The sequence below is a fragment of the Sorangium sp. So ce296 genome, assembly GCF_051529605.1.
Taxonomy (GTDB): Bacteria; Myxococcota_A; Polyangia; order Polyangiales; family Polyangiaceae; genus Sorangium; species Sorangium cellulosum_D.
Genome location: NZ_CP150325.1, coordinates 13210001 through 13226585 on the forward strand (window position 1 = coordinate 13210001; position 16585 = coordinate 13226585).

Consider the following 16585-nt stretch of genomic DNA (forward strand, 5'->3'; position numbering starts at 1 on the left):
AGGCCAATCGGAGTTGCAGCGCCTTCGCTGCTCAGCTCTCCGGTTCGCCGTTCGGGGCGGGCTTTCTATCGGCCCGCCTCGAACCTGTCAACCTTCTTTTTGAGAAGGCTGACCCGCCGACCGAGCGAGCTGGAGTTACAGCGCCTTCGCTGCTCGGCTCTCCGGTTCGCCGTTCGGGGCGGGCTTTCTATCGGCCTGCCTCGAACCTGTCAACCCTCTTTCCTCTTTCGAGGGGTCGACCCGTGCGTCGGCCGGGTGGCCCAGGGTCGCAGCGCGTCTGCTGCCCAGCTCCCTGGTCCGCCCGTCGTGAGGACCAAGTTATTGATGTCCGGCGAGGGTGTCAACGGCGACGAGGAGCGCCCACGGCCGTCCCGCCGGCAGGTCTGGCGCGATCGGTCGCGCGGCTGGCGATCCCAGCGTGCAAACGCCGATGTGTCCGGCCGCCATGGCGCTGCGTGGCGCGCGGCTGCGGCGGGGCGCCGCACGGCGAGGGCCGACCGGGGCGGCGCCGAGCGACCGCCGAGCGAACCCACCTCGTCGGGGACGTGTTCCCATCCATCCAGAATGAGGACGTGACGAGGGCGCGAGAGCTCCTCTGACGAAAGGCCGCCGCGGCCGCGCGACATGAGCGCGCCAGCGGTGCGCGAGCGCACGCGCCGCCGTCTGGGGCGCAATCGCGCGAGCGCGAAGGAGAACGCAAAGGACGAACGCGCCCACCGACGCAGCTCGGCTGCGCGCGCGTGCATCGATTGCGCGACGCATCCACCTCGCCGCTGGCCTGACCTCTGCAGACATCGGCGACGCAGGTGGCAGAAGGTAGGCGGCAGAGGGGGAAGCAGCCATGACTATGCGCATCGGGGCGGTGGCGGTGAGCTCGGCGGTTCTCGCGCTGGGCTGTATGGATCCGGATCGGCAAGAGCCGCTGCGCGACGGCGCGGCCGCTCTCCAGAGCGGCGCGGAGCCGGCAGCGGCGCGGTTCATCGAGGGCGGCTCGGTACCGTACGTGCTCGGGTTCTCGCCCGAGACCGGGCAGATCCTCGGCGGCTCGCACACGCTCCTCATCCCCCTGAGCGGGACGCGCGAGCCCATGGACGCCGCGAACCTCCCCACGAGACTGCACCCGGAGCTCCGGGGAACCTACGCGGCGCTGAACTCGACCCTGCTGCAAGGCCAGTCCACGGGCCCCTTCGCCTCGCAGTGGTGGCCCCAGAGCAGGAACGGCATCGCCGACCGCTGGAACTCCGCGGTCAAGGACTACGGCGATCTGGCGTCGGATCCGGACAACCTCTCGCCGGCGGAGAAGTACGATCTCCTGTTCTACGCGGGGCAGGCGCGGTCGCTGGAGCCGCCCGCGGGCGCCGCCGCCGGCGAGGCGGGCCTGCCGGAGGGCGCGCGCGCGGCGCCGCGGGCGACGCGAGTTGCAGGGCCGACGACGTACTGGGAGCTGACGCACCACGGCCTGTACCAGGGCGTGACCCCGGAGTACTGGTGGGGACACTGCAACGGCTGGGCGGCCTACGTCGTCGCGGAGGGCGGCGGCCCGCCGCTGCGCGACATCCGGGTGAAGGTCTCCGGCAGCACGCTGGTCGAGTGCGCGTCGGTCGAGCGCGGGTGCATCCTGTTCCGCACGGCGGACATCGAGGCGCTCATGACCGAGGTGTACCACCACGACTCCGCCACCGTGTCGGGGCGGCGCTGCGAGACGCGGGAAGACCTCGTCCTGCGCGACGTCTACGGCAGGCCGGTCGATCCGGCGTGCCGCGACCTGAACCCGGGGACGATGCACGTGGCCATGACCGGCCTGCTCGGGCTCGGCGCGAGCTCCATCAGCTCCGCGTCGAGCGGGCGAGCGCAGCGCTCGTTCGTCGTCGACTACACGTGGCACCGCGAGGTGTGGAGCTACCCGGTCACCTCGTTCACCATCGACACGATGGCGGAGGTGAGCGCGCAGGAGGCGGCGCGGCTCGTCTGTAACGGCGGGTACCAGGGCGCCGATTGCTACAACTACGTGTTCAACCCGAACGCCAGGCGCTTCGTCCGCGTCGGGGCGCGCTACGGGATGATCTCGGACGAGGTGAGCGCCGCCGACCTCCTCCGGCCGCCCGCGCTGCGCAATGTCCCGATCCTCAACTCGGAGCTCCACTACGTGCTCGAGCTCGACGATCGGCTGACGGTGCTCGGCGGCGAGTGGATCAAGAACCCCGCCTTCGCCAACGGCGTGAACGGCAAGGCCCTGCACCCGGACTACCTCTGGATCCCGGTGAGGCCGCAGGGCGCGGGCGAGGACAACGACGATCTCGGCGGCTCCGGGGACAACCCGTACATCGCGTACTCGCGCGCGAGGGCGCTGCTCGATCTGTCGCGGCGACGGTGATCACCGCCCGACGAGCCGCGCTCCCGCGCCCCTGTCGTCAGTTCGCGCCCGCCCCCTCGGCGCCGCCTGCCGCCTCCGCGGCCCCCGCCGCCTCGCCCATCGCTTCTCCCGGCCCGGCGTGCCCTGCCCCCGGAGCGACCGGACCAGACACGACGCCGCGGTCGGGCTCGCCGAGGACGCAGGCCTCCTTCCCCTCCACCACCTTGCACCGGCGATCGGCAGGGCACTTCCCGCCGCACGGCAACCGCACGCACAGCCCCGTCGCAGGATCGCACGCCGTCCCGGGCTCACAGATCGCGTAGCAGGTGTCGTAGATCTCGCGGTTCACGGCCGCCGCCCCGGCCGCGGCGGCGAGCACCGCCGCGGCGTCCGCATAGGAGCCGCCCGCCGAAGAGGAGCCGCCTCCCGACGAGGGCACGGGCCGCGCGCCCACCAGGAACTCGGGCGGACCGCGCCTCGCCTTCAAGCAACCGGCCAGGCTTACAGCCATACAGCAGGACACCAGAAGGGCGGTAATTCGCATGGACCTGAGATCCTGCATACACACCGGAACGATTCGACGACAAGACAGGAAGAGACTCCGGTACTATGGTTGTCATGAAGGGGGGAGGCATACAAGGTGAGTGAGCCTGTGCACCTAGCGCCGTTGCCGACGCCGCTCCGCTGGGAGGTACCGCCCAGGAGCTGGAGCACTGGCAAGGCATCGAGCCTGACCGTCACGGCGGGCGGCAAGACCGACTTGTTCCTCGATCCGGAGCGCACCACCGGCCTCCTGAACGCGCCGCGCCTGCTCGGGACGCCGCAGGGGGACTTCCTCGCCAGCGCGCGGGTGACGGTGGGCTTCGCGGCGGCGCACGACGCGGGCGTGCTGCTGCTCTGGGCGCACGAGCGCGCGTGGGCCAAGCTCTGCTTCGAGCTGTCGCCCGAGCGCGTGCCGACGGTCGCCTCCGTGGTGACCCGCGGCCTGTCGGACGATCGCAGGTCCTTCGAGGTGGACGGCGACCACGTCTGGCTGCGCGTCTCTCGGCTCGGGCGCCTGTGCGCGTTCCACGCCTCCACCGACGGGGCGAGCTGGCACCTGCTCCGCAGCTTCTCGCTCCGCAGCACGACCGAGCTCGCCGTCGGCTTCTCGGCCCAGTCGCCCGCGGGCGACGGCTGCACCGCCGTCTTCGACGACATCCGCTTCACGCCGCGCCGGCTCGGCGATCTGCGCAGCGGAGACGTCGAGCGCGTCGAGAGCGACGCGGCGCTGGCGCGCGCCGGTCAGATGCCGCCGCGGACCGGCATCGCCTCACCGCTCACATACATGTCGTAAAGGGCGGGCCTCACGGAGGCCCGCGCGGCGTCCAGCCGCCGCCTCCCGCGGTCAGGACGCCGCCCTCGCGAGCTGGTCGCGCAGCCAGCGCTGCGCCGGATCGTGGTGCGTGCGCTCGTGCCAGATCATCGCGAACGAGAAGCCCGCCAGCTCGAGGGGCGGCGGCAGCACCGCGAGCCCGAGCGGCGCCGCGGCGGCGTCGACGATGCGGGCGCCCAGGGTGGCCATGAGGTCGGTGGCCGCGACGACGTGCGGCGCCACCAGGAAGTGCGAGACGGTCGCGGCGACGCGCCGGCTGCGCCCGAGCGCCGCCAGCGCGTCGTCGACCAGGCTGCCCGGCGTGCCGCGCGGCGCCACGAGGAGGTGCGAGAGCGCGCAGTAGCGGTCGAGGGTGAGGGCGCTGCGCGCCGCCGGATGGCCGCGCCGCACCACGCAGCGGAAGCGCTCGTCGAAGAGCGGGCGGAGGTAGAGGCCCTCGGGCCAGCCGCGGCGAGGAGGGCCGATCACGACGTCGACGGCGCCCGAGGAGAGCTGCGCGACCACCCCCTCCTGGGTCAGCGAGAGCGGCAGCATCCACACGTCGATGCCCGGCGCCTCCCGGGCCAGCAGCGACAGCAGCGGCGGCAGCAGCACGAGCTCCGCGTAGTCGCCGGTGGCGATCCGGAAGGTGCGCCGCGCCGCTCCGGGATCGAAGCGCGCTTCGCCGCGGATCGCGCTGGCCAGGCCGCGCAGCGCGGCGCGCAGGCCGGGCGCCAGGGCCTCGGCGCGCGGGGTGGGCACCATCGCGCCGCCCGTCCCGCGCACCAGCAGCGGATCGCCGAGCGCGCGGCGCAGCCGGCCGAGCGCGTGGCTGCACGCCGGCTGGGTCATGCCGAGGCGCGCGGCGGCGCGGGTGACGTGGCGCTCGTCGAGCAGCGCGTCGAGCACCACCAGCAGGTTGAGGTCCACGGCGGAGAGATCGCGCGCGTCATGTCCATCCTGCATGGTTCAGATGAATACCATGTATTGGAGACATGACGTCGCCGGGCACATGATGGGCTCGTCGGCGCGGCGGTCCGTCGCCGGCTGAGCCGGCCCAGCGCCGAGAGATCCGCGGCGATCACGCGATGTCCTGCGGCGAGCGACACAGCTCGCCCGGTCGGCGTGCGCCTCGCGTCCGCCGCGGCCACGGCCGCCTCGACCCACGGGAGGAAACGATGAAGAGCGAAGCACGAGCGACTCCGAGCGACACGATGACGAGGAGAGGGACCGGCGCGGAGGTGCTGCGCGTCCTTCGGGCCGGGCTGGCCGCGGCGGTCTGCGTCGTCCTGCTGGCCACGATGGCCGTCCTGGCGGTGCCGCATGCGCGCGGCATCGCCTTCTTCCCCGCGCTCCGGTACGCGGTCGTCGCCCCCGCGTGCGCCCTCGTCGCGGTGGCCGCGGCGTTCCTCTACCGCGCCCTCGACGAGCGCTCGGCGCGGCCGCGCTCGATCCTGGCGGCGAGCCTCGCCGGGCTCGCGGCGAGCGTCCTCCTGGGGATGATCCTGGCGGGGCCGCGCGGCCTCGCCGCCGCCGCGCTCCCCGCCGTGGCCTGCGCCGCGGTCGCGCTGGCCCTGCTCGTCCCTCGCCTCGTCGAGCGGCCGCGCTCCTCGCGCGCCGCCGCCGCGGCGGTCGCGATCCTCGGCGCGATCGAGCTCGTCGGCGTCGCCGGCGCGCTCTCGAGCGAACGCGCCGCGCCGCGCGGTCCGCGAGGCATGGCGTTCGAGATCCCGCGCGCGATGTTCGACGTCGATCACAGGTTCGTCGAGCTCCCGAGCGGAGCGCGCGTCCATTACGTGGACGAGGGTCAGGGCGAGACGCTCCTCTTCCTGCACGGCAATCCGGCGTGGTCGTTCCAGTGGCGCGAGCTCATTCACGGGCTCCGGGGCTCGTACCGGTGCGTCGCGCTCGACTACCCGGGCTTCGGCCTGTCCGAGGCGCCCGCCGGGTTCGGCTTCACGCCGGGCGAGGAGAGCCGCGTCGTCGAGGAGCTCGTCGATCGGCTCGGCCTCCGCGACGTGACCCTGGTCATGCAGGACTGGGGCGGCCCCATCGGCCTCGGGTTCGCCGGGCGCCGGCCCGAGCTCGTGCGGCGCGTCGTCCTCGGGAGCACGTGGGCCTGGCCGACCAGCGCGAGCACGCCGCGCGGCAAATTCTCGAGGATCGTCGGCGGCCCGATCGGCGAGTTCGCGCAGGTGAACTTCAACGGCTTCGCCGCGCTGGGGATCGACAACGGGATTGTGCGGGAGCTGCCCGCCGAGGTCGCCGACGTCTATCTCCGGCCGTTTCTCCCGCTCGATCGCCGCGGCATCGCGGCCTTCTATCCGGGGCAAATCACGGCCGCGACCGAGTACTTCGCGGAGGTCGAAGCCGGCCTGCCCCGGCTCGCGGACAGAAAAGCGCTCATCTTCTGGGCGCTCAAGGACGTCGGGTTTCCGCGCAGCGATCTCGCCCGCTTCGAGGCCGCCTTCCCGGACCACAAGACGATCGAGCTCCCCGACGCGGATCACTTCTTCTTCGAGGACGCCGCGGAGGTGATGATCGCGGAGATCCGCGCGTTCGTCCCTGCGGGCCCGACCGCACGGACCACCGCGCTCGGCGACGCCCGCTGACGACCTGGCAGACGACGCCGGTCGTCTGTTTGAGAGGTATAGGTATAAGAAGGGTTCCGGTGCCGATCGACGGCACGTCGCAGGGAGGCTCAGCGCCATGAACAGAGAGCTGCGCGCGCGCATCATGCATATCGTGGGAGCCGGCGTGTTCACCGGCCTCTCGCTGGCGCTCGGCTGCCAGGACGGCGGCGGCGGCGGCACGGAGACCGCAGGTGGGACCGGCGGGGCGGGGGGAACCGGCGGCGCCGGCGCACAGGGCGGCTCCGGCGCACAGGGCGGCTCCGGCGGACAAGGCGAGGTCGGTGAGACGAGGTGCTTCCCGCCGGAGGAGGTCCGCGCGAACGCCGGCGCTGGCGGGGCCGGCGGCGCGGGGGGAAGCGCCGCGACCTGCCCGAGCCAGTACCACCCGAACCCCGTGTCCTGCGTGGTCTACGAACATGGCCGGCTGGAGGACGGCCAGTGCTGCTACGACACCAACAACCTGGGCGTCGGCGCCTGCGGCCGCCCGTTCTTCGTGGGCGGCGAGCCGCGCCTCGCGGGCGTCGAGGCGCGGGCCGACTGGGTGCTCGCCGCCGCGCCGGACGCGCCGCTCGCGCTCGACCCCGCGACGCGCGCCGCCCTCGCCGAAGCGTGGCTCGCCGACGCGCGCCTCGAGCACGCGTCCGTCGCATCCTTCGCGCGCTTCACCCTCGATCTGCTCGCCCTCGGCGCGCCGCCCGCCCTGATCGACGCCGCGCAGCGCGCCCTCTCGGACGAGCTGCATCACGCCCGGGCCTGCTTCACCCTCGCGAGCCGCTACGCCGGCCGGTCGCTCGGCCCGGGGACGCTCGCGCTGGACGGCGCGCTCGAGGCGCCCACGCTCGCCGGCGCCGCGGCCAGCGCGGTGCGCGAGGGCTGCGTGGGCGAGACGCTCGCCGCGCTCCAGGCCGGCGCGCAGCGGAGCCACGCCCGCGACCCCGACGTGCGCCGCGCCCTCGACCGGATCGCCGCCGACGAGGCCGCCCACGCCGAGCTCGCGTGGGCCTTCGTGCGCTGGGCCGTCGCGCGGGGCGGCGAGCCGGTGCGCGCCGCCGTGGCCCGCGCCTTCGACGAGGCGCTCGCCGCCGTGCGCGCCACCCGGGGCCCGGAGCGCGCCGGGATCGACGCCGCCGCGTGGCACGACCACGGCCGGCTCACCGAGGCGGAGCGGGCGCGCTGCCACCTCGACGCCGTGCGCGAGGTCATCGCGCCGTGCGCAGAGGCGCTCTTGTCCGCGCCGCCCGCGGCCCCCGCGGGCATCGCCGACCTGGACGCCCCGGCGTAGCTCGGCCGCACCGACGCTCGACCATCGCCGGCCCGGACGCTCCGGCGTAGCCTCGCCCCTGGATTCCTCGCCACGCCGCGCCTACGTCAAGGCGCGAGCACGACGCCGGTGCTCGATGAAGAACTCCACGAGCCCCTGCCCCCTGCCCTACGTTGCCGTCATGACCGCGCTTCGCCAGCTCCGCCTCATCGCGATCCTCGAAGGCCTGTCGTATCTCCTCCTGCTCTTCATCGCGATGCCGCTCAAGTACCTCGCCGGCCAGCCGCTCGCCGTTCGCGTCGTCGGCAGCGCCCACGGCCTCCTCTTCGTGCTGTTCCTCGCCGCGCTCGCCCACGCCGCCGTCCGGCGCCGGTGGTCGCTCGGGCGTTCGCTGCTCGCCTTCGTGTCGTCGATCGTCCCCTTCGGGACGTTCGTCTTCGATCGCTCGCTGCGGCGCGAGATCGAGGCGACCCTGCCGTCGTCCTAGGCCAGGCGGCCGCGGAGACGGCGCGATCCCGGGATCGCGGGCCCGCCCCGCCGCGGCCGGGACGCCGCGCTCTCGCAAAAAAGTCAATAGATTCTTATACTTAAGAGAATATAAAAAAGATCGACCGGCGTGTCGATCCTGCGTCCGCCCGTTCGTCGTGACGATAGAACCAGGGCGCATCCGGTCCGGAACGGCCGGACGGCCTGCTTCGAGCCCAAGGAGACACGACGATGCGATCCATGAACACCGCGGAACCGGCGACGAACGAGGCGAGGACGGACGCGCAGCCCCCGGATCACGCGACACGGTCCGATCGCTGGACGAGAAGAGGCCGCGCGGTCATGAGGCGCATCTCGATGGCGGCGTGCCTGTTCGTCGCTGCGTGCGGTGGCGCGGACGACGGCGGCGCGGGCGGCGGCGGCGCGGACGGCGCGGGCGACGGCGGCGCGGACGGCGCGGGCGACGGCGGCGCGGACGGTGCGGGCGACGGCGGCGCGGGCGGCGGCGAGCCCGATCAGGTCGCGTGGAAGGACATGACCTTCGAGGAGCGCACCGCGTACATGACCACCGTCGTCATGCCCCGGATGAAGGAGGTCTTCGTCGCGTACGACGCGAAGTACGAGACCTTCGACTGCACGACGTGCCACGGGGACGACGCGGTCGAGCGCGCCTACGCGATGCCGAGCCCGGCGATCGCCCCGCTCCCGGCCAGCGAGGAAGGGTTCCTCGAGTGGGTGGGGGATCCGGAGCACCCGGAGCGCCAGGAGTGGACCGATTTCATGTTCAACGAAGTCGTACCCGCAATGGCCGACCTGCTCCAGGTCCCCAGGTTCGACCCGACGACGATGACGGGCGAGTTCTCGTGCAACAATTGCCACACGCTCGAAGAAATCGAGCCGTGAGGCGGCCCGAGGCGTGAGCGAGCCACGGCGGATCCCGGCGATCTCGCCGCGCGCGCTCTCTCCCCGGTCCGCGCCCTTGCGAGCGCGCGTCGTGGTGCCGAGCCGCCCCCTCTCAGAGTTCCTACCGGACCGGCCACCTCATCTCCTCCGACGGAGCGCCCCACCGCGACCGGCGGCCCAGCACCATCGCTCCACACGCAGCGCGACAGCGGCCCTATTCCCGGACGCCCAGTTCCGGCTACTCTCCGTTCCGAGGAGGTTTCGCATGCCCGACCCGATCGAGATCGAAGAGTCCAACGCTCAGTTCGTGGCCGCCTGGACCTATTTCAGCCAGGGTCTCCCCGGCCATCGCATCGAGCACACCGACGGCGTCACCGTCGTCCTCTCGGGCACGGACATGATCCTGATCAACATGGCCACGCTGTCCTCGCCGGCCACCGACCTCCAGGATCTCGAGCGCCGGGCGCGCAGGGCCGTCGAGCTCGCCCGGGCCGGCGGCGTGCCGTGGCTCTTCGCGCTGTCCGACAGCTGGTCGCCCGGCGGCGACGGGGGCGCGGCCGCCGAGCTCCTCGGCCGGCTCGGCTTCGCGCCGGCCGTGTCGCTCCTGGGCATGGTGGCCGACGCGACCACCCCGCCGCGGCGCACACCTTCCGGCCTCGATCTCCGGCGCGTGGCGGACGCCGAGACGCGCGCCGCCATCGCGGATCTCAACGCGGCGGCCTACAGCGTCCCGATCCCGGCGGGGCGCGCCTCCGTGGCCCACGAGGCGATGTGGGGCGACCGGGCGTTCGGTCGGGTCGGCTACGTGGGCGAACAACCCGTGTGCTCCGCGGCGACGTTCATCGTGGAGGGGATCCGCTACGTGGGCTTCGTCGTCACCGCGCCCGAGCACCGGCGCAAAGGGTACGCCGAGGCGGTGATGCGCGGCTGCCTCGACGACGCGCTGAGCGAGACGGGCATCCAGAGGACCGTCCTCCACGCGACGGACATGGGGCGTCCCGTGTACGAGGGGATGGGCTACCGCGCGGTCACGCGCTTCGCCTTCTACACGCCGCCGCGGGCCTGAAGCCCGGGCGGCGCGCGCGTGCCGCGTCGGCCGCAGCCTACCATCCGCACGTCCTGCCGCGGTTCTGCCGATCGAGCCAGCCCCTGAGCGGCGCGAAGTAGTCGAGCATCGCGGCCGCATCCATCCGCCGCGATCCGGTCACCGCTTCGAGCGCCTCCGGCCACGGCCGGCTCCGCCCCATCTCCATCATCCGCCGGAGCCGCTCGCCGGCCTGCTCGCTGCCGTAGATCGTGCAGCGGTGGAGCGGCCCCTTGTGCCCCGCCTCCTCGCAGAGCGCGCGGTGGAGCTGGAACTGGAGGATATGCGCGAAGAAATACCGGATGTACGGGACGCTCGCCGCCACATGGTATTTCGCGCCGGGATCGAAGTCCGCCTCGGAGCGGGGCACCGGCGGCGTCACGCCCTGGTATCTCCTCCGGAGATCCCACCAGGCCTTGTTGTACTCCGCCGGCGGGATGTCCCCGGAGAAGACGCCCCAGCGCCACCGGTCGACGAGGACCGCGAACGGCAGGAAGGCCACCTTGGCGAGGGCCTCGCGGAGGAGGAGCGAGACATCGCTCGACGGCGGGGGCAGCTCGTCCACGAGCCCGATCCGCTGGAGGTACGCCGGCGTGACCGACAGCCCGATGGTGTCGCCGAGAGCCTCGTGGAACGCCGGGTTCGGGCTGTCGCGGTACAGCCACGGGAGGTGGTTATACGCCCTCTGATAGAAGGTGTGGCCGAGCTCGTGGTGGATCGTCTGGAAGTCGTCCGCCGTGACGTCGATGCACATCTTGATGCGCACATCCTCCTCGTCGTCGATGTTCCACGCGCTCGCGTGGCAGACGACGTCGCGATCCGCCGGCTTGACGAAGAGCGATCGCTCCCAGAAGGTGGCCGGGAGCGGATCGAACCCGAGCGAGACGAAGAAGCGCTCGCCCGTCTTCACCATCTCGATCGGCGTGAACCCCTTCGCGCGGAGCGCGGCGTCGAGATCGTAGATCGGCGCGACCCCCTGGGGCGCGACGAGATCGTGGATGTTGCTCCAGTCCTGGGCCCACATGTCGCCGAGCAGATCGGCCCGGATCGGGCCCGCGCCGGGCACGACGTCCTCGCCGTAGCGCGCGGCGAGGCGGCCGCGCACGTAGCAGTGGAGGGCGTCGTAGAGCGGCTTGACCTGCCCGAAGAGGCGGTCGACCTCCCGGGGCAGCGCCTCTGGCGGCATTTCGTATTTCGCGCGCCAGGCGTCGCCGGTGTCCTTGAATCCGAGCTCACGGGCGCCGTCGTTCGCCAGCGCGACGAGCCGCGTGAAGTCGCCGCGCATCGGCGCGGAGACCGTGCGCCAGCCGACCCACGCTCGCTTGAGCTCCTCGGGATCCCGGCTCTTCGCGATGATCCTGCTGAGCTCCTGGAGATCGAGGCACTGGCCGGCCGAGGGGCAGTATTTGCCCGCGCCGTACGTGGCCTCCAGCCCCGACGCGATCGTCGCGAGCTCCTGGGTCTTCGCCGGGTCGGCGGGCGCGTAGAGGGTGAGCGAGGTGCGCAGGAGATCGAGCCGCCGGCGGACGTCGTAGGGCAGATCGAGGTCGCGGTAGCGGGCCGCGCGCTTGGCGTAGTCGGTCTGCGCGCCGAGCAGCTTCGCGCTCGCCGCGGCCGCGAGGACCTGCGTATCGCCCGTGATGTACGTCGACGCGACCCAGGCGGCCCGGTTGTTCTGGGTGCTGAGCTCGTGGAGCTCCGATTCCGCTTGTTCGATGAATCTCTGGGCCTCCTCCGCCGCGGGCTGTGAGCCGGGCCGCGGCCGCGGCGGAGGGCTGGGATCGGAGCAGGCCGCCGTGAGCGCGAGCGCGCCGCACGGCAAGGCGACGACCAACACCGGAACCATGCGCACCATTTCCCGCCGCTCCTCGATCGCGGGCAGCTCCAGCGTGCGAGGGTCCCCCCACCCCGGACGCGCAGAGGGCGCGGGGTGCGCTTCGGCGCCGCGATCCTGGTGGGGCCTCTAAGGCCGCTCGGCCGCTCGAGCAATCCTCGGGGTGCCGCCTCGCGAAGGGCTGACATGCGGCAAACTCCGCTCTTTTCACGCCGTCACGTCGGCCTGGAGGATGCCCACTCGCCGCGACATCGCTCAAGGTCGCGTGCCTGCCTGATCGACGATGACGTTGGGATCGATGGCGTTGTACCGATCCCCGCGGCGCGAGCAGATCACCGAGCCGTGATCGGTCCAGCTGCCGGACGCCATGGAGTCCCGGGTGGCGTGACCGATGCACGCGCTCCGGCTCCCGAACGTGGAGGCCGAGTTGTGGGCGGAGCAAGCACCCAACCCGGGTCGGGTCGTCGCAACCCGGGTCGGCCACCCTCAACCCGGGTCGCCGCAACCCGGGTCGGGTCGCCGAAACCTGGGTCGGCCACCCTCAACCCGGGTCAGATCGGCCGGTCGGGTCGGTCGACCAGGGTCGTCGAAAAATCGTCACCGCCGATGTCGAGGGCGCGCCGGCGGCTCCGACGTCCCCGTGTAGCGCCGAGGACGGCGTTCCATCACCCGGACGAGGACCCCATGAACACCAGCGAAACTCTTCAAGCAACGCTCACCGTCACGACAGATTCCGCCCGGACTAGAACCATGCTCCGTAGCGTCGGCGCGGTGCTCTGCGGTCTCGTCTCGACGGCCGTCCTCACCACCGTCGTGGACCTGGCGTTGCACGCATCCGGCGTCTTCCCGCCGCACGGCGAACGGATGGCCGACGTGCTGTTCGTGCTCGCGCTCGCCTACCGCATCCCGCTGAACGCCGCCGGCTGCTACGTCGCGGCCAGGCTCGCTCCGGCTCGCCCGATGCGCCACGCGCTCGTCCTCGGCTTCGTCGGCCTCGCTCTCGCTACCCTGGGCGCTGTCATGATGTGGGAGCACGGCCCCGCGTGGTACTCGCTCGCGAACATCGCGATCGCGCTGCCGTGCGCCTGGGTCGGCGCGCGGCTTCGAGGCGCTCGCTCCTGACCAAGTCGCCCACCCAACCTGCGCCACCCCGGGCCACCCCGACCTCGGCCGGGTCGCTCAACCTGAGTCGGACGGCACCATCCCTGACAGCCCGCGAGCGCGTCACCCGGCCGGCTCGCCTCCAAAGCCGAGAAAGTGCACCGGCTTCCTCCCGCGCGCCCCCGCGACCCGCGACGCCCCCTCGGGGAAATACCGCTCCGCCAGCCGCCGGAAGCTCCGCTCCGTCGCGCGCTGAAACAGCGGCCGAAACACCGCCCGGTCGAACCACCGTCCGAACGCCCCCAGCGCACCTCGTACGTATACGACGTCGAGAACTCCACGCCCCGACCTTGCATCAGGTACTCCCCGGCGGGCAGCCCTCCCTGGCTGCGCCGCGACGCCGGCTCGACGGCAACATCGACCATCGCCACACCGATATCGGCCACGAAGAGCGCGACGAAGAACGCGTAGAACGCGCCGTGAAACTGGACATTGGGCACGAGCGCGAGCTGAAGCGCATAGATGAATCCGCGCGCCTCATGGATCCATACCCTCGGCCCGCGACTCGGCGCGGTCCCCGAGACGGCACCGATGCCAGTGAAAGTAGGCGATATCGAACGCGCCGAGGAGGCAGACGACAGCAAGCAACAATGACGCGGTGACCATGGGGCACCCATCCCTGAACCCAAACGACCCGAGCGAGCGAGATCGCCCGCCCCGGCCACCGCCCATGCAAGCCGCTCACCAACCGCTGGAACCACCGACGCGCGCCGCCCCATCGCGCGCGCCTCGGCCCCTCGCTGTCCACACGCCTTCGTGGCTATCCACGCCGTGGACACCCGGGTTGCCGCCCGCGTGGACACCGGAGGTCGCGCCGCGCGCGCCGCGTGCATCGGACGCGCCGCCGCGGCCCGCGCCCGTCCGCGCCGCGCCGGCCCGCGCTCCCTGGCACGGCGATCGCACCCCGAGGGCGCCATGCAACCTCGCCTCGGCGACCTCGCCTTGCACATCGCCCGTGTCAGCCTCTGCGCCTCCGGCGTCGGCCTCGCCGCGCGCATCGAGAGCGCGACGCTCGCCGCGGCCCTCGAGGGCGCGCTCTTCTTCGCGTCCTTCGCCCTGATGCACGACGTCGCCCACGGCGCCCTCCGCCTGCCGCGCAAGGCGAACGAGCTCGCCCTCACCCTCTCGGCCGCGCTCATGCTCATGAGCGGCCACGCCCTGCGGCTGATGCACCTGCGCCATCACGCTCGCCCTCTCGCGCCCGACGACGCCGAGGGCGCCCCCGCGCGCCTGCCCCTCCCGCGGGCGCTCCTCGGCGCCCCGCTCAGCGCCCTCGCCCTCCGCGTCGAGGCGTTCCGCGCCGCCGGCCCCTCGGGCCGCCGCTGCCAGCTCGCCGAGACCGCGCTCAACCTCGCCTCGCTCGCCCTCCTGCTCGCCTCGCGGCGGCCGGCGCTCCTCGCCGTCGCGGCCACCGCGACGTGCCTCCAGCTCACCATGGCCGTGTGGGCCGCGCACGTCCCGCACAACGCCCCGGCCTGGATGCTGGCCGCCGCGCGCCGGCTCGCCTTCACCCGCTCGCCGATCGCGCTGAGCCTCGGCTACCACGAGCGCCACCACCGCATTCCCAACCTCCCCTGCAGCCGCCTCGCCCTCCCCTCCCCCGACCGCGCATGAGGCCATCGCCCCTGCAAACCGTCCTCGATTCCGCTCGAGCGCCGCGGGCCCCCGCGCCGCTCGGACAGGTGACCGCGACGATACGGCGGTGAGGAGGTCACGTGACCGACGAGCGGAGGAGAACAGCAAAGACGGGATGGCGCGCCGGTCGGTACGCCCAGGCCGGCGAGGTTGCTCGCGTGAACCCACCGTGGCAGGCTCGCCGTGTTCCCGGGCGGGCACGCGCGGCGGGCCTCGTGCAGCGGCTCGGTCGGCGGGGCTCGGCTGGATGGAGGGCACAGAGAGATGAACGACACCAGGCCGACGCGTGAAATGATGGCCTCGCCCGAGCGGCCGCGAGGCCTGCTCGAGCGCCGCGGAAGGGAGACGCGCACATGACCGTCCGGCTGAATCACACCATCGTCGCCGCGAAGGACAAGAAGGCGTCCGCCACCTTCATGACGGAGATCCTGGGCCTCCCCGCCCCGGAGCCGTTCGGACACTTCCTCACGGTGCGGCTCGACAACGACGTCACGCTCGACTTCATCGACACCCCTGACGAGGTGCACCCCCAGCACTACGCGTTCCTGGTCAGCGAGGCCGAGTTCGACGAGATCTTCGGCCGGATCCGCGATCGGAAGCTGCCGTACTGGGCCGATCCCAGAGCGCAGCGCCCCGGCGAGATCAACCATCACGACGGCGGGCGCGGCGTGTACTTCCCCGACCCCGCCGGGCACTACCTCGAGATCATCACCCGTCCTTACGGCAGCGGCGGCTGATCCCGGCGCGCCGCCCGCCCTGCGGGCCGGCGCCGATCGCGCCGGAGCGCCGAGCGGCGGCGCTCGACGTCGACGTTCGTCGGACGGCGCTCACCGCCATGGGGGCGCTCACCGCCATGGGGGAACGAGGGCGTCAGCGCCATGCGCAGCGTCTTGTGCAGAGAGCGCGGCGCGTGGCGAGCGCGATGGAATGGATATCGTGGAGGGGGCCGCGAAGGCGAAGCTGGAGAGCTCAACCGCGCTGCTTCACGCGGCGAGGATTGACGAGCGGGTCATGATCTGGCTCACGCCGTCCGTCTCGGGGTCGGCCGCGGGGATGGCCGCGGGGTGCGCGACGGCATAGCGCAGGAGCTCGTGCGTCCACGGCTCGAAGAGCGCGAACACCTCGTCCGCGAGCGCCTTGTAGCGCGCGCGCGTCTCCGCGTCGAGGGAGATGCTCGCGAGCGCGGCGTGATCGGCGTCCACCGTGTGGCCCGACTCGCGCTCGAAATGGAACGGGCCGCAGTAGCGCAGCTGCGTTCCAAGCCGCTTCTCCAGCGCCTCCGCCAGGGGAAGCATCGCGCTGAAGAGGACGTTGCCAGTCTCCTCGATCGCTTCGATGATGACCAGCCGCTCGAGGCCCGTCGTGCCCTTGATGAGCTCGGTGAGCCGCGCGGTGAGGATCCGATTCTCGATCGTCTCCTCGCCCCAGAGGAAGTGCATCAGGTCCGAGCTCCGCCCCTCGACGTCGTAGCCCAGCTTGGTCAAATCCTCCAGGTACCACGGCCAGTGATGGTCGTCCTCGCGGGTGTGGACGTTCACCATTTCCTGGTACTCGTCCGCCGCGGGCTCCTTTCTCAGCACGAATTTGTTCAGATCACCGAAGCTCATGATGAAGAAAGCCATGCACGGATAGAAGGCGAGCCGCTCGCTCGGATCGAGCCGCTCATCACGCATGCGCTCGAACAGGGGTAGACGAGCGTATGCCTGCTTCTTCTGGAAGATGTGCCGCAAGACCTGCCGCATAAGCGATCTCCTTTCGGCTGGTGGTGTCAGTTGGTCGAACGATCCCTCTGTTTGCGTAAGCCAAGCGTCGTATGCGCTTCGTGAGGCGACAAGACAAGACCACGGCGTACCCCCCATGGACGCTGCGGCTGGATCTCAC

General features: G+C 72.2%; 15 protein-coding genes. 10 read left to right on the top strand and 5 right to left on the bottom strand.

Annotation, left to right across the window (positions count from 1 at the left end; all coding sequences use genetic code 11):
• Nucleotides 1–841: 841 nt before the first annotated feature.
• Nucleotides 842–2374, top strand: coding sequence for a hypothetical protein (locus tag WME98_RS48795; protein WP_437948366.1), 1533 nt, complete (start codon nt 842–844; stop codon nt 2372–2374).
• Nucleotides 2375–2411: 37 nt separating this feature from the next.
• Here the strand turns inward: WME98_RS48795 and WME98_RS48800 are convergent, their stop codons facing one another.
• Nucleotides 2412–2864 carry a hypothetical protein gene (locus WME98_RS48800; RefSeq protein ID WP_437948367.1) on the bottom strand — a complete coding sequence of 151 codons (453 nt, stop codon included), beginning with the start codon at nt 2862–2864 and terminating at the stop codon, nt 2412–2414.
• 141 nt (nt 2865–3005) lie between these two features.
• Between WME98_RS48800 and WME98_RS48805 the strand changes: the two genes are divergently transcribed.
• Nucleotides 3006–3689: a DUF1349 domain-containing protein gene (locus WME98_RS48805; protein WP_437948368.1), complete on the top strand. Its 684-nt coding sequence runs from the start codon at nt 3006–3008 to the stop codon at nt 3687–3689.
• A gap of 51 nt (nt 3690–3740) precedes the next feature.
• Here the strand turns inward: WME98_RS48805 and WME98_RS48810 are convergent, their stop codons facing one another.
• A complete protein-coding gene (locus tag WME98_RS48810; protein WP_437339256.1) occupies nt 3741–4673 on the bottom strand; it encodes a LysR family transcriptional regulator in 933 nt (310 codons plus the stop codon).
• A gap of 248 nt (nt 4674–4921) precedes the next feature.
• Here WME98_RS48810 and WME98_RS48815 point away from each other — a divergent pair, with 248 nt between their 5' ends.
• The 5 genes from WME98_RS48815 to WME98_RS48835 all read left to right on the top strand — a co-directional run bounded on the left by WME98_RS48815 (nt 4922) and on the right by WME98_RS48835 (nt 10056).
• Complete coding sequence (locus tag WME98_RS48815; RefSeq protein WP_437948369.1) at nt 4922–6319, top strand: alpha/beta fold hydrolase; 1398 nt, start codon at nt 4922–4924, stop codon at nt 6317–6319.
• Nucleotides 6320–6416: 97 nt separating this feature from the next.
• A complete protein-coding gene (locus tag WME98_RS48820) occupies nt 6417–7622 on the top strand; it encodes a ferritin-like domain-containing protein (protein WP_437948370.1) in 1206 nt (401 codons plus the stop codon).
• A gap of 160 nt (nt 7623–7782) precedes the next feature.
• Entirely contained in the window at nt 7783–8088 is a 306-nt protein-coding gene (locus WME98_RS48825) for a DUF3817 domain-containing protein (protein WP_437339259.1), read from the top strand.
• Nucleotides 8089–8327: 239 nt separating this feature from the next.
• On the top strand, nt 8328–8990 hold the full coding sequence (locus WME98_RS48830) for a hypothetical protein (protein WP_437948371.1): 663 nt from the start codon (nt 8328–8330) through the stop codon (nt 8988–8990).
• A 265-nt stretch (nt 8991–9255) separates the two neighbouring features.
• Complete coding sequence (locus WME98_RS48835) at nt 9256–10056, top strand: GNAT family N-acetyltransferase (protein WP_437948372.1); 801 nt, start codon at nt 9256–9258, stop codon at nt 10054–10056.
• A 37-nt stretch (nt 10057–10093) separates the two neighbouring features.
• On the opposite strand, the gene WME98_RS48840 is transcribed toward WME98_RS48835, so the two are convergent.
• Entirely contained in the window at nt 10094–11929 is a 1836-nt protein-coding gene (locus WME98_RS48840; protein WP_437948373.1) for a M2 family metallopeptidase, read from the bottom strand.
• A gap of 234 nt (nt 11930–12163) precedes the next feature.
• Nucleotides 12164–12358: a hypothetical protein gene (locus tag WME98_RS48845; protein ID WP_437948374.1), complete on the bottom strand. Its 195-nt coding sequence runs from the start codon at nt 12356–12358 to the stop codon at nt 12164–12166.
• Between the two features lie 300 nt (nt 12359–12658).
• Here WME98_RS48845 and WME98_RS48850 point away from each other — a divergent pair, with 300 nt between their 5' ends.
• The 3 genes from WME98_RS48850 (at nt 12659) to WME98_RS48860 (ending at nt 15441) form a co-directional block, all read left to right on the top strand.
• Entirely contained in the window at nt 12659–13030 is a 372-nt protein-coding gene (locus WME98_RS48850) for a hypothetical protein (protein WP_437948375.1), read from the top strand.
• A gap of 954 nt (nt 13031–13984) precedes the next feature.
• Complete coding sequence (locus WME98_RS48855; RefSeq protein ID WP_437339263.1) at nt 13985–14683, top strand: fatty acid desaturase; 699 nt, start codon at nt 13985–13987, stop codon at nt 14681–14683.
• Nucleotides 14684–15057: 374 nt separating this feature from the next.
• The gene (locus WME98_RS48860; protein WP_437948376.1) at nt 15058–15441 is read left to right on the top strand and encodes a VOC family protein; all 384 of its coding nucleotides are present in this window, start codon (nt 15058–15060) and stop codon (nt 15439–15441) included.
• 246 nt (nt 15442–15687) lie between these two features.
• Here WME98_RS48860 and WME98_RS48865 read toward each other — a convergent pair whose 3' ends face one another.
• Nucleotides 15688–16446 carry a hypothetical protein gene (locus tag WME98_RS48865; protein ID WP_061623771.1) on the bottom strand — a complete coding sequence of 253 codons (759 nt, stop codon included), beginning with the start codon at nt 16444–16446 and terminating at the stop codon, nt 15688–15690.
• Nucleotides 16447–16585 lie beyond the last annotated feature (139 nt).

Excerpts from the sequence above, each read along its gene's own strand:
- WME98_RS48795 (WP_437948366.1), top strand. The coding sequence starts at position 842 with ATGACTATGCGCATCGGGGCGGTGGCGGTGAGCTCGGCGGTTCTCGCG.
- WME98_RS48800 (WP_437948367.1), bottom strand. The coding sequence starts at position 2,864 with ATGGCTGTAAGCCTGGCCGGTTGCTTGAAGGCGAGGCGCGGTCCGCCC.
- WME98_RS48810 (WP_437339256.1), bottom strand. The coding sequence starts at position 4,673 with ATGCAGGATGGACATGACGCGCGCGATCTCTCCGCCGTGGACCTCAAC.
- WME98_RS48815 (WP_437948369.1), top strand. The coding sequence starts at position 4,922 with ATGACGAGGAGAGGGACCGGCGCGGAGGTGCTGCGCGTCCTTCGGGCC.
- WME98_RS48820 (WP_437948370.1), top strand. The coding sequence starts at position 6,417 with ATGAACAGAGAGCTGCGCGCGCGCATCATGCATATCGTGGGAGCCGGC.
- WME98_RS48825 (WP_437339259.1), top strand. The coding sequence starts at position 7,783 with ATGACCGCGCTTCGCCAGCTCCGCCTCATCGCGATCCTCGAAGGCCTG.
- WME98_RS48830 (WP_437948371.1), top strand. The coding sequence starts at position 8,328 with ATGAACACCGCGGAACCGGCGACGAACGAGGCGAGGACGGACGCGCAG.
- WME98_RS48835 (WP_437948372.1), top strand. The coding sequence starts at position 9,256 with ATGCCCGACCCGATCGAGATCGAAGAGTCCAACGCTCAGTTCGTGGCC.
- WME98_RS48840 (WP_437948373.1), bottom strand. The coding sequence starts at position 11,929 with ATGGTGCGCATGGTTCCGGTGTTGGTCGTCGCCTTGCCGTGCGGCGCG.
- WME98_RS48850 (WP_437948375.1), top strand. The coding sequence starts at position 12,659 with ATGCTCCGTAGCGTCGGCGCGGTGCTCTGCGGTCTCGTCTCGACGGCC.
- WME98_RS48855 (WP_437339263.1), top strand. The coding sequence starts at position 13,985 with ATGCAACCTCGCCTCGGCGACCTCGCCTTGCACATCGCCCGTGTCAGC.
- WME98_RS48860 (WP_437948376.1), top strand. The coding sequence starts at position 15,058 with ATGACCGTCCGGCTGAATCACACCATCGTCGCCGCGAAGGACAAGAAG.
- WME98_RS48865 (WP_061623771.1), bottom strand. The coding sequence starts at position 16,446 with ATGCGGCAGGTCTTGCGGCACATCTTCCAGAAGAAGCAGGCATACGCT.